The sequence below is a fragment of the Enterobacter sp. R-1.6.2 genome (assembly GCF_035064085.1).
GTDB lineage: Bacteria > Pseudomonadota > Gammaproteobacteria > Enterobacterales > Enterobacteriaceae > Enterobacter > Enterobacter asburiae_B.
Map to the genome: position 1 here is coordinate 35,493 of NZ_JASEYI010000011.1, position 19,283 is coordinate 54,775.

18 protein-coding genes are annotated in these 19,283 nt (G+C 56.6%); 14 read left to right on the forward strand and 4 right to left on the reverse strand.

The genetic code is table 11. From position 1 onward, the window contains the following. Position 1 precedes the first annotated feature (1 nt). Complete coding sequence (gene xthA / locus QMN93_RS13325) at positions 2-808, reverse strand: exodeoxyribonuclease III (RefSeq protein WP_193139066.1); 807 nt, start codon at positions 806-808, stop codon at positions 2-4. 433 nt (positions 809-1,241) lie between these two features. On the opposite strand from xthA, the gene QMN93_RS13330 reads away from it, so the two are divergent. The 7 genes from QMN93_RS13330 to ves all read left to right on the forward strand — a co-directional run bounded on the left by QMN93_RS13330 (position 1,242) and on the right by ves (position 8,953). Further along, positions 1,242-2,462, forward strand: coding sequence for an aspartate aminotransferase family protein (locus QMN93_RS13330; RefSeq protein WP_029742016.1), 1,221 nt, complete (start codon positions 1,242-1,244; stop codon positions 2,460-2,462). Further along, the gene (astA, locus tag QMN93_RS13335) at positions 2,459-3,493 is read left to right on the forward strand and encodes an arginine N-succinyltransferase (RefSeq protein ID WP_023311275.1); all 1,035 of its coding nucleotides are present in this window, start codon (positions 2,459-2,461) and stop codon (positions 3,491-3,493) included. Before QMN93_RS13330 ends, astA begins: the two co-directional genes overlap by 4 nt. Continuing rightward, complete coding sequence (gene astD / locus QMN93_RS13340) at positions 3,490-4,977, forward strand: succinylglutamate-semialdehyde dehydrogenase (protein WP_182383379.1); 1,488 nt, start codon at positions 3,490-3,492, stop codon at positions 4,975-4,977. Before astA ends, astD begins: the two co-directional genes overlap by 4 nt. Further along, positions 4,964-6,289: an N-succinylarginine dihydrolase gene (gene astB, locus QMN93_RS13345; RefSeq protein WP_182383380.1), complete on the forward strand. Its 1,326-nt coding sequence runs from the start codon at positions 4,964-4,966 to the stop codon at positions 6,287-6,289. Before astD ends, astB begins: the two co-directional genes overlap by 14 nt. A gap of 10 nt (positions 6,290-6,299) precedes the next feature. Continuing rightward, entirely contained in the window at positions 6,300-7,265 is a 966-nt protein-coding gene (gene astE / locus QMN93_RS13350) for a succinylglutamate desuccinylase (protein WP_064672316.1), read from the forward strand. Between the two features lie 338 nt (positions 7,266-7,603). Next, a complete protein-coding gene (spy, locus tag QMN93_RS13355; RefSeq protein ID WP_033145263.1) occupies positions 7,604-8,098 on the forward strand; it encodes an ATP-independent periplasmic protein-refolding chaperone Spy in 495 nt (164 codons plus the stop codon). A gap of 297 nt (positions 8,099-8,395) precedes the next feature. Continuing rightward, positions 8,396-8,953, forward strand: a complete 558-nt coding sequence (gene ves / locus QMN93_RS13360; protein WP_023311280.1) for an environmental stress-induced protein Ves — start codon at positions 8,396-8,398, stop codon at positions 8,951-8,953. Here ves and cho read toward each other — a convergent pair. Both cho and nadE read right to left on the reverse strand, forming a co-directional pair. Beyond that, positions 8,931-9,809: an excinuclease Cho gene (gene cho / locus QMN93_RS13365; RefSeq protein WP_196354557.1), complete on the reverse strand. Its 879-nt coding sequence runs from the start codon at positions 9,807-9,809 to the stop codon at positions 8,931-8,933. The two genes, ves and cho, sit on opposite strands and share 23 nt — an antisense overlap. Positions 9,810-9,987: 178 nt before the next feature. After that, positions 9,988-10,815 (reverse strand): ammonia-dependent NAD(+) synthetase, encoded by an 828-nt coding sequence (nadE, locus tag QMN93_RS13370; RefSeq protein WP_182383382.1) that lies wholly within the window; start codon positions 10,813-10,815, stop codon positions 9,988-9,990. Positions 10,816-11,047: 232 nt separating this feature from the next. Here nadE and osmE point away from each other — a divergent pair, with 232 nt between their 5' ends. From osmE to chbG, 7 genes are all read left to right on the forward strand, one after another. Further along, positions 11,048-11,392 (forward strand): osmotically-inducible lipoprotein OsmE, encoded by a 345-nt coding sequence (gene osmE, locus QMN93_RS13375; protein ID WP_010430142.1) that lies wholly within the window; start codon positions 11,048-11,050, stop codon positions 11,390-11,392. Positions 11,393-11,673: 281 nt separating this feature from the next. Next, positions 11,674-11,991 carry a PTS N,N'-diacetylchitobiose transporter subunit IIB gene (chbB, locus tag QMN93_RS13380; RefSeq protein WP_008500676.1) on the forward strand — a complete coding sequence of 106 codons (318 nt, stop codon included), beginning with the start codon at positions 11,674-11,676 and terminating at the stop codon, positions 11,989-11,991. 79 nt (positions 11,992-12,070) lie between these two features. Beyond that, positions 12,071-13,429, forward strand: a complete 1,359-nt coding sequence (gene chbC / locus QMN93_RS13385; RefSeq protein ID WP_023311283.1) for a PTS N,N'-diacetylchitobiose transporter subunit IIC — start codon at positions 12,071-12,073, stop codon at positions 13,427-13,429. Positions 13,430-13,476: 47 nt separating this feature from the next. Further along, the gene (gene chbA / locus QMN93_RS13390) at positions 13,477-13,824 is read left to right on the forward strand and encodes a PTS N,N'-diacetylchitobiose transporter subunit IIA (RefSeq protein ID WP_023311284.1); all 348 of its coding nucleotides are present in this window, start codon (positions 13,477-13,479) and stop codon (positions 13,822-13,824) included. Between the two features lie 5 nt (positions 13,825-13,829). Continuing rightward, complete coding sequence (gene chbR, locus QMN93_RS13395; RefSeq protein WP_071789366.1) at positions 13,830-14,672, forward strand: transcriptional regulator ChbR; 843 nt, start codon at positions 13,830-13,832, stop codon at positions 14,670-14,672. A gap of 109 nt (positions 14,673-14,781) precedes the next feature. Next, positions 14,782-16,137 (forward strand): 6-phospho-beta-glucosidase, encoded by a 1,356-nt coding sequence (locus tag QMN93_RS13400; protein ID WP_182383383.1) that lies wholly within the window; start codon positions 14,782-14,784, stop codon positions 16,135-16,137. An 11-nt stretch (positions 16,138-16,148) separates the two neighbouring features. Continuing rightward, complete coding sequence (gene chbG, locus QMN93_RS13405; protein WP_182383384.1) at positions 16,149-16,898, forward strand: chitin disaccharide deacetylase; 750 nt, start codon at positions 16,149-16,151, stop codon at positions 16,896-16,898. Between the two features lie 129 nt (positions 16,899-17,027). Here chbG and katE read toward each other — a convergent pair whose 3' ends face one another. Next, positions 17,028-19,277, reverse strand: coding sequence for a catalase HPII (katE, locus tag QMN93_RS13410; protein ID WP_182383385.1), 2,250 nt, complete (start codon positions 19,275-19,277; stop codon positions 17,028-17,030). Positions 19,278-19,283: the final 6 nt, after the last annotated feature.

A 19,283-nucleotide genomic window follows, 5' to 3' on the forward strand; every position in this document is an offset into this window, starting at 1 on the left:
ATTACAGCTTGAATTTAGCCCACACCGGCGCGTGGTCAGACGGTTTTTCCATGCTGCGGATCTCGTAGTCGATCCCGGTTTCGATGCAGCGCTCTGCCAGCGGCGAACTGGCGAGCAGCAGGTCGATACGCAGGCCGCGGTTGTCGTCAAAGCCTTTTGAGCGGTAGTCAAACCACGAGAAGCGATCCTGCGTGTCCGGGTTGGAGGTACGGAAGGTATCCACCAGCCCCCAGTCCAGCAGGCGCTGCATCCACTCGCGCTCTTCCGGCAGGAAGGAGCATTTGCCGGTACGCAGCCAGCGTTTGCGGCTGTCTTCACCGATGCCAATATCCAGATCGGTCGGGCTGATATTCACATCACCCATGATCAGCACCGGATTTTCTTTGTTCAGTTCGGTGGTCAAATAGTCCTGCAGATCCTGATAAAACTTGGCTTTAGCCGGGAATTTGGTCGGATGGTCGCGGCTCTCGCCCTGGGGAAAGTAACCATTAATCACGGTGATGTTCCCCAGCGGGGAAGGAAGTTCCGCCATGATGATGCGGCGCTGTGCTTCTTCGTCATCGCCGGGAAACCCGCGGCGGACTGAAACTGGCGTCTCTTTGGTCAACAGCGCAACGCCGTAATGGCCTTTCTGCCCATGATAGAAGACGTTGTAGCCGAGCTTCGCCACCTCTTCGAGGGGGAACATGTCGTCGTGAACCTTGGTCTCCTGCAGGCCGATCACATCTGGCTGATGTTGTTCAACGATAGCTTCAAGCTGATGGGGGCGGGCGCGCAGGCCGTTGATATTAAAAGAGACAAATTTCATAGTCGCTGCCAGTGCAAGGTGAATAGTGCATGGATGGTAGCAGAATTTGCGTCAACTGTTACCGGGTTCGGCCAATAACTGCGACAGTTAATGCCGGTGGTGCAATATTTGCACCATTCTGACGCGCCTCGCCCTCAAACAGGGCGTAAATGACCGATAAATTTCGCGAGCGATCACAATTCCAGAATTATATTTGGCCTGTGCATACTCTTTCTGATTTTCATGCGGCAAAGCGCCGCTTGTCGTAAAAATATTCACTTTTTATGCACCAACAGTGAATAACTCCATATTGTAACTTATTGATATTCTGTTACCTCAACCCGTTTATGCAATTTTATCGCTGGCTGGCACGAAGGCTGCAATCTACATTCACAGTGCAAACACTCAATTATTTAACATTCAAATAACTTTTTATTTACCGGATGAGGTCGCTATGTCTCTGTCAATTACGCGTGAAAATTTCGATGAATGGATGATGCCGGTTTACGCTCCGGCGGCTTTTATTCCGGTTCGTGGGGAAGGCTCGCGCCTGTGGGATCAGCAGGGTAAAGAGTATATCGACTTTGCAGGTGGGATTGCGGTCAACGCGCTGGGTCATGCGCACCCTGCGCTGCGTCAGGCGCTAAATGACCAGGCGGCGAAGTTCTGGCATACCGGCAACGGCTTTACTAACGAGCCCGCGCTGCGCCTGGCCAAAAAACTGATCGACGCGACGTTTGCCGAAAAGGTCTTTTTCTGTAACTCGGGGGCGGAAGCCAACGAAGCGGCGCTGAAGCTGGCGCGCAAATATGCGCACGATAAATTTGGTACTCACAAGAGCGGCATCGTGGCGTTTAAAAACGCCTTCCACGGGCGCACGCTATTTACCGTCAGCGCGGGCGGCCAGCCTTCCTACTCGCAGGATTTCGCCCCGCTGCCGCCGGATATCCGTCACGGTATTTATAACGATCTGCAGTCCGCCAGCGAGCTGATTAACGACACCACCTGCGCGGTGATCGTCGAACCGATGCAGGGCGAGGGCGGCGTGCTTCCGGCGCAAAAAGCCTTCCTGCAGGGGCTGCGCGAGCTGTGCGATCGCCACAACGCGGTACTGATTTTCGACGAAGTCCAGACCGGCGTGGGCCGCACCGGCGAGCTGTATGCCTATATGCACTACGGCGTGACGCCGGACGTGCTTTCTACCGCCAAAGCGCTGGGCGGCGGCTTCCCGATTGGCGCGACGCTGACCACCGATAAATTCGCCAGCGTAATGACCGTAGGTACCCATGGCACCACCTACGGCGGTAACCCGCTGGCCACCGCCGTCGCCGGGCAGGTTCTGGACATCATTAACACGCCTGAGGTGCTGAAAGGCGTTAAGCAGCGTCACGACTGGTTTGTTGAACGTCTGAACGCCATCAACGGCAAAACGGGGCTGTTTAAAGAAATTCGCGGTCTGGGGCTGTTAATCGGCTGCGAGCTCACCGCCGAGTTTGCCGGAAAAGCTAAACTTATTTCACAGGAAGCGGCAAAAGTGGGCGTGATGGTGCTGATTGCCGGTGCCAACGTGGTGCGTTTTGCGCCGGCGCTGATCGTCAGCGAGGAAGAGGTGCAAACCGGTCTGGACCGTTTTGCGCTGGCGTGTGAAAAAGTGAAATCCGGGGTGTCATCATGATGGTCATCCGTCCCGTTGAGCGCGGCGATCTCGCCGGGCTCATGCAGCTTGCCGGTAAGACGGGAGGCGGGCTGACCTCGCTTCCTGCCGATGAAAAAACGCTGTCGGCGCGCATTGAGCGCGCCCTGCAAACCTGGCAGGGGACGTTGCCAAAAAGCGAACAGGGGTATGTGTTCGTGCTGGAAGACACCGACACGGGGACCGTGGCCGGGATCTGCGCCATCGAAGTGGCCGTCGGGCTTAACGACCCGTGGTACAACTACCGCGTCGGCACCATGGTTCACGCCTCGAAAGAGCTGAACGTCTATAACGCGCTGCCCACGCTGTTCCTCTGTAATGACCACACGGGCGCCAGCGAGCTGTGCACGCTGTTCCTCGACCCGGCGTGGCGCAAAGAGGGCAACGGCTATCTGCTCTCCAAATCGCGCTTTATGTTTATGGCCGCCTTCCGCGATCGCTTTAACGAAAAAGTGGTCGCAGAGATGCGCGGCGTGATCGACGACACCGGCTACTCGCCGTTCTGGGAGAGCCTGGGCGAGCGCTTCTTCTCGATGGAGTTCAGCCGGGCGGACTATCTTTGCGGCACCGGCCAGAAAGCCTTTATCGCCGAACTGATGCCGAAGCATCCTATCTATACCCATTTCCTCAGCCCGGAAGCGCAGGCGGTGATTGGCGAAGTCCATCCGCAGACCGCGCCCGCCCGCGCGGTGCTGGAGAAAGAGGGGTTCCGCTACCGGAACTATGTCGACATCTTTGACGGCGGCCCAACGCTTGAGTGCGATATCGACCGCGTGCGCGCGATCCGTAAAAGCCGTCTGGTTGAGGTCTCTGAAGGTCAGCCCGCGCCGGGTGACTGGCCCGCCTGTCTGGTGTCGAACGAAAATTACGCCAACTTCCGCGCCATGCTGGTGCGTACCAACCCGAAATGTGAACGTCTGGTGCTGACGGCTGCAGAACTGGATGCCCTGAAATGTAACGCCGGCGATACGGTTCGCCTGGTGCGTCTCTGCCCTGAGGAGAAAACAGCATGACATTATGGATTAACGGTGACTGGGTCACGGGCGAAGGCGAAGAGCGGGTAAAGACCAATCCGGTTGGAAAAGAGGTGCTCTGGAAGGGGCATGACGCCAGCGCCGCGCAGGTGGAACAAGCCTGCCGTGCCGCGCGCCGCGCGTTTCCAGCGTGGGCAAAACAGCCTTTCGCCGTGCGCCAGGAAATTGTTGAAAAGTTTGCCGGGCTGCTGGAGGCAAACAAGGCCGAACTGACGCGCATCATCGCGTCTGAAACCAGCAAGCCGCGCTGGGAAGCGACAACCGAAGTGACGGCGATGATCAACAAAATCGCCATTTCGGTGAAGGCGTACCACACCCGCACCGGCGAACAGCATACCGACATGCCGGACGGCGCGGCCACGCTGCGCCACCGTCCCCACGGCGTGCTGGCGGTGTTTGGCCCGTATAACTTCCCGGGACACCTGCCGAATGGCCACATTGTGCCTGCGCTGCTGGCGGGCAATACCGTCATCTTCAAACCGAGCGAGCTCACGCCATTCACCGGCGAGGCGGTGGTTAAGCTGTGGGAACAGGCCGGCCTGCCGCCGGGCGTGCTGAACCTGGTGCAGGGCGGGCGGGAAACCGGTCAGGCGCTGAGCGCGCTGAGCGATATCGACGGCCTGCTGTTTACCGGCAGCGCCGGTACGGGCTATCAGCTGCACCGCCAGCTGGCAGGGCAGCCGGAGAAAATCCTGGCGCTGGAGATGGGCGGCAACAACCCGCTGATTGTGGAAGACCCTGACGATATCGACGCTGCGGTGCACCTGACGATTCAGTCCGCCTTTATTACCGCCGGACAGCGCTGCACCTGTTCCCGCCGTCTGCTGGTGAAGCGGGGCGCGCAGGGGGATGCCTTCCTGAAACGTCTGGTTGAAGTGAGCGCGCGTCTGGTGCCTGCCGCGTGGGATGCCGATCCGCAGCCGTTTATCGGCGGGCTGATTTCCGAACAGGCCGCGCTGAACGTGCTGAAGGCCTGGCAGGACCACGTCGCGCGCGGCGCGAAAACCCTGCTGGAGCCGAAGCAGGTTCAGCCGGGGAGCTCGCTGCTGACGCCGGGCATTGTAGAGATGAGCGGCGCGAGCAACGTGCCGGACGAAGAGGTCTTTGGCCCGCTGCTGTGCGTCTGGCGTTACGACGATTTCGATGCGGCCATTGCGATGGCGAACAACACCCGCTACGGCCTGTCGAGCGGGCTGATTTCGCCGCATCGCGAGAAGTTTGATCGGCTGCTGCTGGAAGCACGCGCCGGGATTGTGAACTGGAATAAACCGCTGACCGGGGCCGCGAGCACCGCGCCGTTCGGCGGCGTAGGCGCGTCGGGCAACCATCGCGCCAGCGCGTGGTATGCCGCCGATTACTGCGCGTGGCCGATGGCGAGCCTGGAAACCCCGGCGCTGACGCTGCCGGAGACGCTTAATCCGGGGCTGGATTTTACCGGAGGGGATCGTCATGAAAGCGCGTGAGGTTAACTTTGACGGGCTGGTGGGGCTGACGCACCACTATGCCGGTCTCTCTTTTGGTAATGAAGCCTCGACGAAGCACCGTTTTCAGGTCTCCAACCCGAAGCTGGCGGCGAAGCAGGGGCTGCTGAAGATGAAGGCGCTGGCGGATGCCGGTTTCCCACAGGCGGTGATCCCGCCGCAGGAACGCCCGAACGTGGTAGTCCTTCGTCAGCTCGGCTTTAGCGGTACCGATGAGCAGGTCGTCGAAAAAGCGGGTACGCAGACCCCGCACCTGCTCTCCGCGGCAAGCTCCGCCTCCTCTATGTGGGTGGCAAACGCCGCGACCGTCGCGCCGTCAGCCGATACGCTGGATGGAAAAGTTCATCTGACGGTGGCGAACCTGAATAACAAGTTCCACCGCGCCACCGAAGCGGAAACCACCGAGCGCGTGCTGCGCGCCATTTTCAACCATGACGCCCATTTTGAGGTGCATCAGGCTCTGCCGCAGGTGGCGATGTTTGGCGACGAAGGCGCGGCCAACCATAACCGCCTGGGGGGCGACTATGGCGACCCGGGCCTGCAGCTGTTTATCTACGGGCGAGAAGAGGGGGGCCACGCCGCGCCAACCCGTTATCCTGCCCGTCAGACGCTGGCGGCGAGCCAGGCGGTTGCCCGACTGAACCAGGTCAATCCTTCCCAGGTGGTTTTTGCCCAGCAAAACCCGCATGTGATTGACCAGGGCGTTTTCCATAACGACGTGATTGCCGTTTCTAACCGCCAGGTGCTGTTCTGCCACGAGCAGGCGTTTGCCCATCAGGAGAAGCTGCTCGCCACGCTGCATGAGCGCGTGCGCGGTTTTACGCCAATCCAGGTGCCCACGGAGGCGGTGAGCGTGCAGGACGCGGTAGAAACCTATCTGTTCAATAGCCAGCTGCTGAGCCGTGACGATGGCAGCATGATGCTGATCCTGCCGCAGGAGTCCCGGGATCATAAAGGCGTGTGGCACTACCTGACGGAGCTGGTTAAGGCCGATAACCCGATTGACGAACTGCGCGTGTTTGACCTGCGCGAAAGCATGGCCAACGGCGGTGGTCCAGCCTGTTTACGTCTGCGCGTGGTCCTGACCCAGGACGAAATGCAGGCGGTGAACCCGGCGGTCATGATGAACGATACGCTCTTTACGCGGCTGAATGACTGGGTCGATCGCTACTACCGCGATCGTCTGACGCAGGCGGATCTGGTTGACCCGCAGCTTCTGCGTGAAGGGCGCGAGGCGCTGGACGCGTTATCGACAATCCTGCAGCTGGGATCGGTTTACCCGTTCCAGCGCTAAAGGAGTGGATATGGAAAATTTACTGGCGCTGACCCTGGCCGATGAGACGCCGGAACAGAAAGAGGGGGACGGCCCCTCATTTCGCTGGCGGTGGCTGGGGCGCGGGGTGCTTGAGCTGACGCCGACCGTAAAAAGCGATCTCTCGCTGCTGCTTTCAACGGGTATCCACGGGAATGAAACCGCGCCCGTTGAGATTGTTGATCTGCTGCTGCGTGCGCTGTACCGCAATGAGATCGCCCTGAAGTGCCGCACGCTGGTGGTGCTCGGCAATCCCCCTGCGCTGGCGCAAAACAAACGGTATCTGGTGAGCGATATTAACCGCATGTTTGGCGGCCGCTGGTCGCAGTTTCCCCAGAGCGATGAAACGGCGCGGGCAGAGTGGCTGGAGAACGTCGTGACCGCGTTTTTTGCCGCCGCGGGGCCGGGGCGCTGGCATCTGGATCTGCATACGGCAATCCGCGCGTCCTACCACGTTCGCTTCGGCGTTCTGCCGCAGCGCAGTCAGCCTTGGGATGAAGCGTTCCTGAGCTGGCTGGGTGACGCCGGGCTGGAGGCGCTGGTATTTCATCAGTCGCCGGGCGGAACGTTTACCCATTTCACCTGTGAACGTTTCGCTGCGCTGTCCTGCACGCTGGAACTGGGAAAAGCGCTGCCGTTCGGCCAGAACGATCTGAGCCGCTTTGCGCCTACGCATTCCGCCCTTCGGGCGCTGCTGGGAGGAACGGCTCCCGAGCACGCGCATCAGCCCGTTGAGCGGTATCGGGTCGTACAGCAGATCACGCGCCGCAGCGATGCCTTCCAGCTCCATATGGCCGCACACACCCTGAACTTCACCCCGTTCCGCAAAGGGGCGCTGCTGGCTGAGGATGGCGAGGAACGTTACGAGGTGCAAAACACCACCGAGTATGTTTTATTCCCTAACCCCACCGTCGCGTTTGGCCTGCGGGCCGGGCTGATGCTGGAAAAAATATCCTGAACCTTTCCCCTCTCATCATCCGGGAGGGGGAAGTAAAAAACTTTTTTTAACGATTAAAGCGCTTGCGCTTGTTTTGCAGAATATTCCTGGTGAATTGCTTTATTATTGATCTTCACTTCGCTATACTTCTGCTTAATCTCTTTAAAATCATCCTGTTAAATATTTTTTGTTGCAACTCTCCACGCTTTATCCTTATTTCCTCCACATTTGGCGAAAATTTGTTTTTTACACTTTCATTGTTTTACCGTTGCTCTGACTAATTGACGATAAACCCCGTAAAGTTAATCTCGTCAACACGGCATAGCGCCGAAGAATAACTGAAAGAAAGGAAATAAATTATGCGTAAGTTTACTGCACTGTTTGTTGCTTCTACCCTGGCTCTGGGCGCTACCAGCATGGCGTTCGCCGCAGATACTGCGACCACTACACCTACCGCGCCTGCTGAAGGCAAAATGATGATGCATCATAAAGGTCCGGGTATGCACAACGAGATGATGATGTTTAAGGATCTCAACCTGACGGATGCGCAGAAGCAGCAGATCCGCGACATCAGAAAAGGCGAACGCGACCAGATGAAACGTCCTCCGCTTGAAGAGCGCCGTGCGATGCATGACATCATCGCCAGCGATAGCTTCGATAAGGCGAAAGCCGAAGCGCAGATCGACAAAATGGCCGAGCAGCACAAAGCCCGCATGCTGGCTCACATGGAAACCCAGAACAAGATCTACAACATTCTGACCCCGGAACAGAAAAAACAATTTAATGCGAATTTTGAGAAGCGTCTGACAGAACGTCCGGCGATGGAAGGTAAAATGCCAGCTCCAACCGAATAATCGGTTCACTCTCTTAAGACCGCCGGGATCCTGTCCACAAAAGCGCAACCGCTGTGGACAGGACCGGCGGTTTTTCTTTCCTGCCCTCTTGCCTGCCGCCGCCAGCGCGGTATCCTCCTGTAGTCGCTTCAGAGAATGTTTGCAGAGTCATGGCGTTAGAATTTTTATTAACGTTCAGCTAAGGCCTGCCCGCTCTGCTGCCGATACTGTTTCTGTGAATACCCAACGATAACAAACAAGACAGCAACGATAGCGATATCCTTGCCCTGGCACGGGTTGTGCCATTCAGGAGTGGTGATGGAGTTCTTTGATATCCGTAAGATGCCGGTCAGCCTCTGGCGCAATGGTGCTGGCGAAACGCGTGAGATTTGCTGCTTCCCTCCCGCGACGCGCGATTTTCACTGGCGTGCCAGTATCGCGACGATTGCCAGCAACGGCGAATTCTCCTCGTTTCCCGGTGTTGACCGGGTGATTACCTTGCTGGAAGGGGGAGAGGTGACGCTGGACGCGGGTCAGGCGTTCTCCCATACCCTCAAGCATCATCAGCCCTACAGTTTTGCCGGCGATCTGCCGGTGAAAGCGCTGCTTTCAGATGGGCGGATGGCGATGGACTTTAACATCATGACCCGGCGCGACTGCTGCCGGGCGAAGGTGCGCGTTGCTGACCGAACCTTCACCACCTTTGGCTCACGCGGGGGCGTGGTGTTCGTGCTAAGCGGGGCGTGGCAGCTGGGCGATAAATTGCTGACGGCCGATCAGGGTGCCAGCTGGGAGGAGGGTACCCATACGCTGCGTCTGCTGGAGGCTCAGGGCACCTTATTGTTCAGCGAAATCACGTGGCTGCCGGGTCATTGAGCACAATGATCTCAAACTTTCCTGTCAGGACCGGTTTACAGAGAATTTTGTAGCCATCGTGGTCAAATCCGGCGGGCGTGCGCAGCAGGGTTGCCGCGTCGTTGATGTCGTCGACGGCGCCCAGCCAGAGCCAGTTGTTGACGATGTGATACTGGGTCATGGCCTCGCCCACTTCTTTTAGCGCAACGGCGCTTTCCCAGGGCCAGCAGTTCACGCTGATGGCCGCCAGACCGGTGAGAAGCCGGGCGTGATGCGCCTCAACGCTCTCCTTCCCGCAGCACGCACCGGCGCAGCGCTTCAGCGCGGATCGAAAACAGGCGCGTCCCCGGGTGGTTGCCTCCAGACCTAAAAGGCTGTAGCAAAGCTGTAAATCGTCCGCCAGCGTCTGCAGCGCCTGGAGCGCGGCGCGTTTATTGGCGAATAGCCCATAGAGATTCGGGGCATGAGAAAAATCGACGTCGCGCGCGTAGACGACCTGCGGCCTGCCATCGTTTATCTGCAGGGAGCAGAGCTGACGGTTGCGGCGCAGGCGCTTATTGAACAGCGGCTGTTGTTCTTTTATCAACCGCGCCTCCAGCAACAGCGCGCCCATTTCTCCCGCCGTCTGGAACCAGGAAATGCGTCGCGACTGGCGCAGCATGGCGGCCTCGTCCGGCGTACGGAGATGGGATAACACCCGACTGCGAATGTTAACGCTCTTGCCGATATAGAGCGGCAGGGTATCGCTTTCACCGTGAAAGATGTACACGCCCGGCTGTTTAGGCAGCGCCTCAAGCCAGGGGCGAAGGTGCTCGGGATATTCGTAGATAGCCGCCGCTTCAAATTCAAGACGCGGGGCGGATTGACGCCTGCTCACATACTGCTCCATATACTGTTCAGGTATACAGTGTAGCAGGAGTGTGGTGGTTAAAAAAGAGCCGGGTGGCGGCTAAGCCTTACCCGGCCAGGACGTGCGGCTTGATGCCCTCACCTCAACCCTCTCCCACGGGAGAGGGCGCAAACATTAAAAGCGGTAACCTGGTTACCGCTTTGCTTTATTTTTTCCAGAAGTCGTCAAACACCGTAATGGGCGTGTGGCGCTTGTGCTCGGTTTTCAGATACCAGCCTTCGATGATTTTCGCGGTCCGTTCATCCAGCTTTTTGCCTTCCAGATAATCATCGATGTTGTCATAGGTGACGCCAAGGGCCGCTTCATCCGGCAGGGAAGGTCGATCGTCTTCAAGGTCCGCTGTTGGCGCTTTCTTATACAGATGCTCAGGACACCCCAGCGCGGCCAGCAGCTGCTTACCCTGACGCTTGTTGAGACGGAAGATAGGGTTAATGTCGGTGCCGCCGTCGCCGTATTTGGTGAAGAAACCGGTGATCGCTTCTGCCGCATGGTCGGTGCCGACGACAACACCTTTGGTCATCCCGGCGATGCTGTACTGCGCTTTCATGCGCTCGCGGGCCTTCTCGTTGCCGCGAACAAAATCGCTCAGCTCAATGCCCGCTTCGCGAAGCGCCTGCTCGCTTGCCAGCACCGAGCCCTTAATATTCACGGTCAGCACGCGGTCAGGCTGAATGAAGGCAATGGCATCCTGGCAATCCTGCTCGTCCGCCTGTACGCCATAAGGAAGACGCACCGCGATAAACTGCAGTGTCTCATCGCCCGTCTCTTCGCGAAGCTCTGAAATCGCCATCTGGCAGAGTTTACCGGTCAGGGTAGAGTCCTGGCCGCCGCTGATGCCCAGCACCAGGGATTTCAGGAAAGCGTTCTTTTTTAAGTACGATTTTAAAAAATCCACGCTGCGGCGGATCTCTTCACGTGCATCTACCGTAGGCTTCGCGCCCAGTGCCTGAATAATCTCTTGTTGCAGAGCCATCACGCCCTCCATATGTAGTACATAAACAGAATGTGTTAGCTGTTAAAACTAACCCTTTGGGCGAGAAACGACAAGGATCACAGTTTCGAGTGCGCTAATTTGCGCCGATTTAGCAGGTTATCGTTGTTTTATTAGAATTTTCCGAAATTCGTCTGGCGTAACTCACAAAGTTGAACAATAGTACTTTTTATCCCATGCTTAGATAACACGCTGATAAACAAGAGGACGGAATATGAACAAGAACGTAGCAGGAATTCTTAGCGCAGCGGCGGTACTGACTATGCTGGCAGGGTGTACGGCTTACGATCGCACTAAGGATCAGTTTACGCAGCCCGTAGTAAAAGACGTTAAAAAAGGGATGACCCGTTCGCAGGTGGCTGCGATTGCCGGTAAACCTTCTTCTGAAGTGACCATGATTCATGCGAAAGGGACCTGCCAGACCTATATCCTGGGTCAACGTGATGGTAAGGCAGAAACCTACTTCGTCGCCCTGGATGATACCGGTCATGTGATCAACTCCGGCTATCAGACCTGTGCTGAATACGACACCGATCCGCAGGCACCTAAGGCGCAGTAACCCTGCTTGCCTGAGGATGTTAACAAACCGGCCCATGGGCCGGTTTTTTTATGCATCAGAAAATCTTATTTCTTTGCGCGAATTATTTGCCCGAAATGTGAGGGGAGTCAACAAGCCAGGTCAATGAGAGACAATTTGAGTCTATCCAGAATTATCCCCTGTCTGTACCATTGCGTATACTCACTCCAACGATAAACAACAGTACGCAAGCTACCTGTCTGCCGGGACAGCGAGTCGAGTGATAGCGCGATGGCAGGTAGTCATACAAGAGGGAAATCACGATGGAAAAGAAACATATCTACCTGTTCTGCTCAGCGGGCATGTCAACGTCGCTTCTGGTGTCAAAGATGCGTGCGCAGGCTGAAAAGTATGAAGTCCCTGTGGTGATTGAAGCGTTTCCAGAGACGCTGGCGGGCGAAAAAGGCCAGACAGCCGATGTTGTTTTACTGGGGCCGCAAATTGCCTATATGTTGCCCGAAATTCAACGACTGTTACCGAATAAACCGGTCGAAGTGATCGACTCGGGGCTGTACGGCAAAATTGATGGTTTAGGTGTTCTTAAAGCTGCTGTGGCAGCCATTAAAAAAGCTGCTAATTAATTTTTATTTTTCCCGTCAAAGAGTTATTTCACACACAATACGCCGTAACATGCGTTACGGCATTTAAGGGTATTTTCCTATGAGTAAAGTCATCGCTTCACTTGAAAAGGTACTCCTTCCTTTTGCTGTTAAAATAGGAAAGCAGCCTCACGTTAATGCCATCAAAAACGGCTTTATTAAATTAATGCCGTTGACGCTGGCCGGGGCCATGTTCGTTTTAATTAACAACGTTTTTCTGAGCTTTGGTGAAGGTTCCTTCTTTTATTCATTAGGAATTCGGTTAGACGCTTCCACTATTGAAACCCTTAATGGTTTTAAAGCCATTGGCGGCAACGTCTATAACGGTACGTTAGGGATTATGTCGCTGATGGCGCCTTTCTTTATTGGGATGGCACTGGCAGAAGAGCGTAAAGTGGATCCGCTGGCTGCCGGGTTATTATCCGTTGCCGCCTTTATGACCGTAACGCCTTACAGCGTGGGTGAAGCCTATGCCGTTGGCGCCAACTGGCTGGGCGGGGCCAACATCATCTCCGGTATTGTTATCGGCCTGGTGGTGGCAGAAATGTTCACCTTTATTATCCGCCGCAACTGGGTTATCCGCCTGCCGGATAGCGTACCGGCTTCCGTTTCTCGTTCATTTTCCGCGTTGATTCCAGGCTTCATTATTCTCTCCATCATGGGGATTATCGCCTGGGCGCTCTCCCACTGGGGCACTAACTTCCACCAGATCATCATGGACTCTATCTCTACGCCGCTGGCGTCGATGGGTGGCGTGGTCGGTTGGGCGTATGTGATTTTCACCTCTCTGCTGTGGTTCTTTGGCGTGCATGGTTCACTGGCACTTGCCGCGCTGGACAGCGGGATTATGACCCCCTGGGCACTGGAAAACGTTGCGCTTTACCAGCAGTACGGCTCCGTTGACGCGGCGCTGGCAGCGGGTAAAACCTTCCATGTGTGGGCGAAGCCGATGCTTGACTCCTATATCTTCCTGGGCGGTACCGGGGCGACCTTGGGTCTGATCATCGCGGTCTTTATTGTCTCTCGTCGTGCTGACTACCGTCAGGTCGCGAAGCTGGCGCTGCCATCAGGCATCTTCCAGATTAACGAACCGATTCTGTTCGGTCTGCCAATCATCATGAACCCGGTAATGTTCATTCCGTTCATCCTGATTCAGCCGCTGCTGGCCGCGATCACCCTGACGGCGTATTACATGGGCATCATTCCACCGGTCACCAACATTGCGCCGTGGACCATGCCGGCGGGCCTGGGCGCCTTCTTTAACACCAACGGTAGCGTCGCGGCCTTCCTGCTGGCGATATTCAACCTCGGGATTGCCACCCTGCTGTACATGCCGTTCGTGGCGATTGCCAACAAAGCCGCCACCATTATTGATGAAGAAGAGAGCGAAGAGGATATTGCCCTCTCACTGAAATTCTAGGATTGACCGGCGCGGGGAAGCCCGCGCCAGCCACAAGGAGCTTAAACATGTTAGATTTGGATAGTATTGTCGCAGACGAAGCCGTCGAGAACGATCTCGAAGAAGTGGTGATGGGGCTTATCATCAACTCCGGACAGGCCCGCAGCCTGGCCTATGCCGCACTGAAGCAGGCCAAGCAGGGGGATTTCGCCGCGGCGAAAACCATGATGGACCAGTCCCGCACGGCGCTCAACGAAGCGCACCTGGTGCAGACAAAGCTGATTGAAGGCGATCAGGGCGAAGGGAAGATGAAGGTCAGCCTGGTGCTGGTCCACGCGCAGGATCACCTGATGACCTCGATGCTGGCGCGTGAGCTGGTGGCGGAGCTTATCGAGCTTCACGAGAAAATGCACTGAGTCGGATTTCGCAGCAGGAGGTCAGCACGATGGAAATTAAAACCGCACTTGAACAGCAGCTGTTTAACGGCAAAAATTTTCACGTGGTTATCTACAACAAGACGGAGAGCGCCAGCGGTCTGCACCAGCATGACTACTACGAGTTCACGATTGTTCTGACCGGCCGCTACTACCAGGAGATCAACGGTAAGCGCGTCCTGCTTGAGCGAGGGGATTTTGTCTTCCTGCCGATGGGTTCTTATCACCAGAGCTTTTACGAATTTGGTGCCACCCGTATTCTGAATGTGGGCGTCAGCAGACGCTTCTTTGAGAAGCACTATCTGCCGCTGGTGCCGTTCTGCTTTGTGGCCTCCCAGGTCTATCGGGTCAAAAACGAGTTCATGACCTGGATTGAAACGGTTATCGCCTCGCTTAACTTCCGCGACAATGAATTTGATGAGTTTATTGAAACGGTGACCTTCTACGTGATGAACCGGCTGCGCCATCATCGTGAAGAGCAGCAGGTGACGGACGATATTCCACAGTGGCTGCGCAGCACCGTTGAGCTGATGCACGATAAAGGTCAGTTCAGCGAAAATGCGCTGGAAAATATGGTGTCACTGTCGGGAAAATCCCAGGAATATCTGACCCGCGCGACGCAGCGCTATTATCGTAAAACACCCGTGCAAATTATTAATGAAATCCGCATTAATTTTGCGAAGAAACAGCTGGAAATTACCAACTACTCTGTCACCGATATTGCGTACGAGTCAGGATACAGCAGTCCCAGCCTGTTTATTAAGACCTTTAAAAAATTGACTTCATTCACACCGAACAGTTACCGGAAGAATTTAACGGTAATTAATTAACTTTCGGCGGATTACCCGCCACAAATATTGCTTTAATGGCTTGCCCAAATAGCGGGAAGAGTACGCTATACCTTGCAGGCGATTAACCTGATACGCTAAGGGAGATATTATGCAGAAGAAATTAAAAGTCGTAACCATTGGTGGCGGCAGCAGCTATACCCCGGAATTACTTGAAGGTTTTCTGAAACGTTATCATGAATTACCGGTCAGCGAATTATGGCTGGTGGACGTGGAGGAAGGTCAGGAAAAGCTGAATATTATTTTCGACCTGTGCCAGCGCATGGTGGAGAAAGCGGGCGTGCCTCTGACCGTGCATAAAACTCTGGACCGCCGTCTGGCGCTGAAAGAGGCGGATTTCGTCACCACCCAGCTGCGCGTCGGCCAGCTGAAGGCGCGCGAGCTGGACGAACGTATCCCGCTGAGCCACGGCTATCTCGGGCAGGAGACCAACGGCGCGGGCGGCCTGTTCAAAGGCCTGCGTACCATCCCGGTGATTTTCGACATCGTCAAAGACGTACAGGAGATCTGCCCGAACGCGTGGGTGATTAACTTCACCAATCCGGCCGGGATGGTGACCGAGGCGGTCTATCGTCATACCGGTTTCAAACGCTTTATCGGCGTCTGTAATATTCCGATCGGTATGAAGATGTTTATCCGCGACGTGCTGGCGCTGAACGACAGCGACGATCTCTCCATCGACCTGTTCGGCCTGAACCACATGGTGTTCATTAAAGACGTGATCGTGAACGGTAAATCGCGCTTTGCCGAGCTGCTCGACGGCGTGGCTTCCGGTCGCCTGACGGCGGCATCGGTGAAAAACATCTTTGACCTGCCGTTCAGCGAAGGGCTGATCCGCTCGCTGAACCTGCTGCCGTGCTCGTACCTGCTTTACTACTTTAAGCAGAAAGAGATGCTGGCCATCGAAATGGGCGAGTACTATAAGGGCGGCGCGCGCGCGCAGATCGTTCAGAAAGTCGAGAAGCAGCTGTTCGATTTGTATAAAGATCCGAACCTGAACGTCAAACCGAAAGAGCTGGAGCAGCGCGGCGGGGCCTACTACTCCGATGCGGCGTGCGAGGTGATTAACGCCATCTACAACGACAAGCAGGCGGAGCACTATGTCAACGTGCCGCACCACGGCCATATCGACAATATCCCGGCGGACTGGGCGGTCGAGATGACCTGCATCCTGGGACGCGATGGCGCTAAACCGCATCCACGCATCACCCACTTCGATGATAAGGTTATGGGCCTGATCCACACCATCAAAGGCTTTGAAGTGGCGGCAAGCAACGCGGCGCTGAGCGGCGAGCTCAATGACGTGCTGCTGGCGCTGAACCTCAGCCCGCTGGTGCATTCCGACCGTGATGCGGAGCAGCTGGCCGGCGAGATGATCCTGGCGCATGAAAAATGGTTGCCGAACTTTGCCGCCACGATCGAGAAGCTCAAGTTCAAACACCACTGAGAGGACGCACAATGGAAAACCTGCTGATCGTTAATGCTGATGATTTTGGCCTCTCGAAAGGCCAGAACTACGGCATTATTGAAGCCTGTCGCCGGGGTGTTGTGACCTCGACCACGGCACTGGTGAATGGTGAGGCGGTTGAACACGCGGCGCACCTGAGCCGCGAGGTGCCGGAGCTGGGCGTCGGCATGCATTTTGTGCTGACGCTCGGGATGCCGCTTTCGCCAATGCCGGGCCTGACGCGCGACGGCCAGCTGGGCAAATGGATTTGGGAACAGGCAGAGCAGGGCGCTCTGCCGCTCGAAGAGATTGCCGGAGAGCTGGAGCGTCAGTTCCACCGCTTTGTTGACGTGTTTGGTAAGGCACCGACGCACATCGACAGCCATCACCACGTGCATATGATCCCGGCGATTTTCCCCATTGTCGCTGAGTTTGCAAAGCGCAAAGGCGTGGCGATGCGCGTGGATCGGGAGGCGCGCGGCGTGCCCGACTGCGACGTGACCACCACTGAGGGGTTCAGCAGCGCATTTTACGGCGACGAGATCGACGAAGCGCTGTTCCTGAAGGTGCTGGATGAGTCCGCCGCTCGCGGTGAAAAGTCCGTAGAGGTGATGGCGCATCCTGCTTTTGTCGATAATACCGTGCGGAAAAGCGCCTACTGCTGGCCGCGCCTGGCGGAGCTGGACGTGCTGACGTCGGCGTCGCTGAAATACGCGATTGCCGAGCGTGGGTATCGGTTGGGAACGTTCGGGGATTTGTGAGAAATTCCCCCTCACCCTAACCCTCTCCCCAAAAGGGAGAGGGGACTGGGCCGTGCGGTCTGTAATGCGAACACAGGTCTGCATTTCACCCTCTCCCTTTCAGGGAGAGGGCCGGGGTGAGGGTATTTTTTACGCCGGGATCTGGTCAATCTTACTGCTGCGCGACCAGACGCGGTGCGCGGCGAGCAAATCAAACAGCTTCGTCATAAAGGCATCGTCAACGTTGTCGCCCTCGACAATGCCGTCCTCACCCTGATCGGCCACCTTCAGGTGCGCCTTAAACCGTCGCGCGTCGCCGGACAGCGCGATCGGTTTCAGGTGCTTATAGGCTTCCAGCAGATAATACACGGCGTCACCGTTGTTCAGCAGGCTGTCAATGTCTCCGCACGGCACAATCACCGCATCGACGGTCAGCGATGGCGCCCCGGCAAAGGTCGCCGCCACCGGCAGCACGGAGCCGTCATCGGCGGTCACTTCCCCCATGCGGGAATAAAGCAGTTTCGCATGCACGCCCTGGGTCTTCAGCGCCTGCATGATCCCCAGCACGTCGCTGGCGCGGGTTTTGTCGTTCAGCAGGATGGCGACCACGCGGCCTTTAATCGAGCCACCCGGCACGGCATACAGGCTCAGTGACGGATCTTTCTTCACGCCGTTAACCTCTTTAGGCGGGGCAAGGTTGCGCTGCTCGTCGGTCAGCGTAATGCCCAGGTTATCCGCAACGCTCTGGGCGAGCTGAATATCAATGCGCGCCAGCTGATCGACGACCCGCTCGCGGATGTAGGTACGCACCACTTTGCTCAGCTCAAAGCTGAAGCCGCCGATAATGTGCTGTTGCTCAATCGGCGTCTGGCTGTTCCAGAACAGGCGAGGATGGGCGTAATACTCGCCGAACGACGGGCTGCGCTCGCGAATTTTGTTGCCGTCGATACGCTCCTGGTACGATTCGAATCCACCGCGTTTCGGCGCCGGAGGCGTTTCGCGCGGCCAGTTATCGTTGATGGAGTTCGGCTCATAGTTCGCCGGATTGGTATCAATATCCTGACGGTGCATCCCGTCGCGCTGGAAATTGTGGTATGGGCAGGTTGGGCGGTTAATTGGAATTTCGTGGAAGTTCGGTCCGCCAAGACGGCTGATCTGCGTATCGGTATACGAGAACAAACGTCCCTGCAAGAGCGGATCGTTGGTGAAATCCAGCCCCGGTACGATATGCCCAGGGTGGAACGCGACCTGTTCGTTCTCGGCAAAGAAGTTATCCGGGTTACGGTTGAGCACCATTTTACCCACCAGCTGAACCGGCACCAGCTCTTCCGGAATCAGCTTCGTCGGGTCAAGCAGGTCGAAATCGAACTTAAATTCGTCCTCTTCCGGTATGAGCTGCAGGCCCAGTTCGTATTCCGGGAAGTCGCCCGCTTCAATGGACTCCCACAGCTCGCGGCGATGGAAGTCCGGGTCGCGCCCGGTCAGCTTTTGCGCCTCGTCCCACACCAGCGAGGCTTTACCCGCCACCGGCTTCCAGTGGAAACGGACGAACGTGGCTTTACCCTCGGCGTTGATCAGACGGAAGGTATGGATGCCAAAGCCTTCCATGGTGCGATAGCTGCGCGGAATGCCGCGGTCTGACATCGCCCACATCACGTTGTGTAAGGTTTCAGGCTGCAGGGAGACATAGTCCCAGAATGTGTCGTGCGCGCTTTGTCCCTGCGGTATGGCCCAGTGGGGCTCCGGTTTTACCGCATGGACAAAGTCAGGAAATTTATGCGCGTCCTGAATGAAGAACACCGGGGTGTTATTGCCCACCAGATCGAAAATACCCTCTTCGGTATAAAACTTGGTGGCAAAGCCGCGGATATCCCGGACGGTATCTGCCGAACCCGCGCCGCCCTGTACGGTGGAGAAGCGCACAAATACCGGAGTGATTTTGTCCGGATCGGAGAGGAAATCCGCTTTGGTGATCGCTTTCAGGCTCTTATAGGGCTGGAAGTAGCCGTGCGCAGCGGAACCGCGCGCGTGGACGATGCGTTCCGGTATCCGCTCGTGGTCGAAATGGGTGATTTTTTCCCGCAGGATAAAATCTTCCAGCAGGGTTGGCCCGCGCGCGCCTGCGCGAAGGGAGTTCTGATCGTCAGCAATGCGCACGCCCTGATTGGTGGTCAGCGCAAAACCTTCGCCGCCTTTGCGGTGCGGCTCAAGCGATTTCAGCTTCTCGTTTCCCGTCTCCGGCGATTTCATGCTTCCCGGTGCGGTAGGCTGTTCGCCCGGTGCAGAGGGGCCAGGGGAGGGGCGGTGAGAGCCGTCAGCAGGGGCGAGAGAGTCCATACCCGGTTGAGATTCCTCAGTGCCATGAATCGGTGATTGATGTGTTTTATCTTTGTTCGACATTGCACG

Bases quoted from the DNA above. Each gene is read 5' to 3' on its own strand.
- xthA (WP_193139066.1), bottom strand. From the start codon at position 808: ATGAAATTTGTCTCTTTTAATATCAACGGCCTGCGCGCCCGCCCCCAT.
- QMN93_RS13330 (WP_029742016.1), top strand. From the start codon at position 1,242: ATGTCTCTGTCAATTACGCGTGAAAATTTCGATGAATGGATGATGCCG.
- astA (WP_023311275.1), top strand. From the start codon at position 2,459: ATGATGGTCATCCGTCCCGTTGAGCGCGGCGATCTCGCCGGGCTCATG.
- astD (WP_182383379.1), top strand. From the start codon at position 3,490: ATGACATTATGGATTAACGGTGACTGGGTCACGGGCGAAGGCGAAGAG.
- astB (WP_182383380.1), top strand. From the start codon at position 4,964: ATGAAAGCGCGTGAGGTTAACTTTGACGGGCTGGTGGGGCTGACGCAC.
- astE (WP_064672316.1), top strand. From the start codon at position 6,300: ATGGAAAATTTACTGGCGCTGACCCTGGCCGATGAGACGCCGGAACAG.
- spy (WP_033145263.1), top strand. From the start codon at position 7,604: ATGCGTAAGTTTACTGCACTGTTTGTTGCTTCTACCCTGGCTCTGGGC.
- ves (WP_023311280.1), top strand. From the start codon at position 8,396: ATGGAGTTCTTTGATATCCGTAAGATGCCGGTCAGCCTCTGGCGCAAT.
- nadE (WP_182383382.1), bottom strand. From the start codon at position 10,815: ATGGCTCTGCAACAAGAGATTATTCAGGCACTGGGCGCGAAGCCTACG.
- osmE (WP_010430142.1), top strand. From the start codon at position 11,048: ATGAACAAGAACGTAGCAGGAATTCTTAGCGCAGCGGCGGTACTGACT.
- chbB (WP_008500676.1), top strand. From the start codon at position 11,674: ATGGAAAAGAAACATATCTACCTGTTCTGCTCAGCGGGCATGTCAACG.
- chbC (WP_023311283.1), top strand. From the start codon at position 12,071: ATGAGTAAAGTCATCGCTTCACTTGAAAAGGTACTCCTTCCTTTTGCT.
- chbA (WP_023311284.1), top strand. From the start codon at position 13,477: ATGTTAGATTTGGATAGTATTGTCGCAGACGAAGCCGTCGAGAACGAT.
- QMN93_RS13400 (WP_182383383.1), top strand. From the start codon at position 14,782: ATGCAGAAGAAATTAAAAGTCGTAACCATTGGTGGCGGCAGCAGCTAT.
- chbG (WP_182383384.1), top strand. From the start codon at position 16,149: ATGGAAAACCTGCTGATCGTTAATGCTGATGATTTTGGCCTCTCGAAA.
- katE (WP_182383385.1), bottom strand. From the start codon at position 19,277: ATGTCGAACAAAGATAAAACACATCAATCACCGATTCATGGCACTGAG.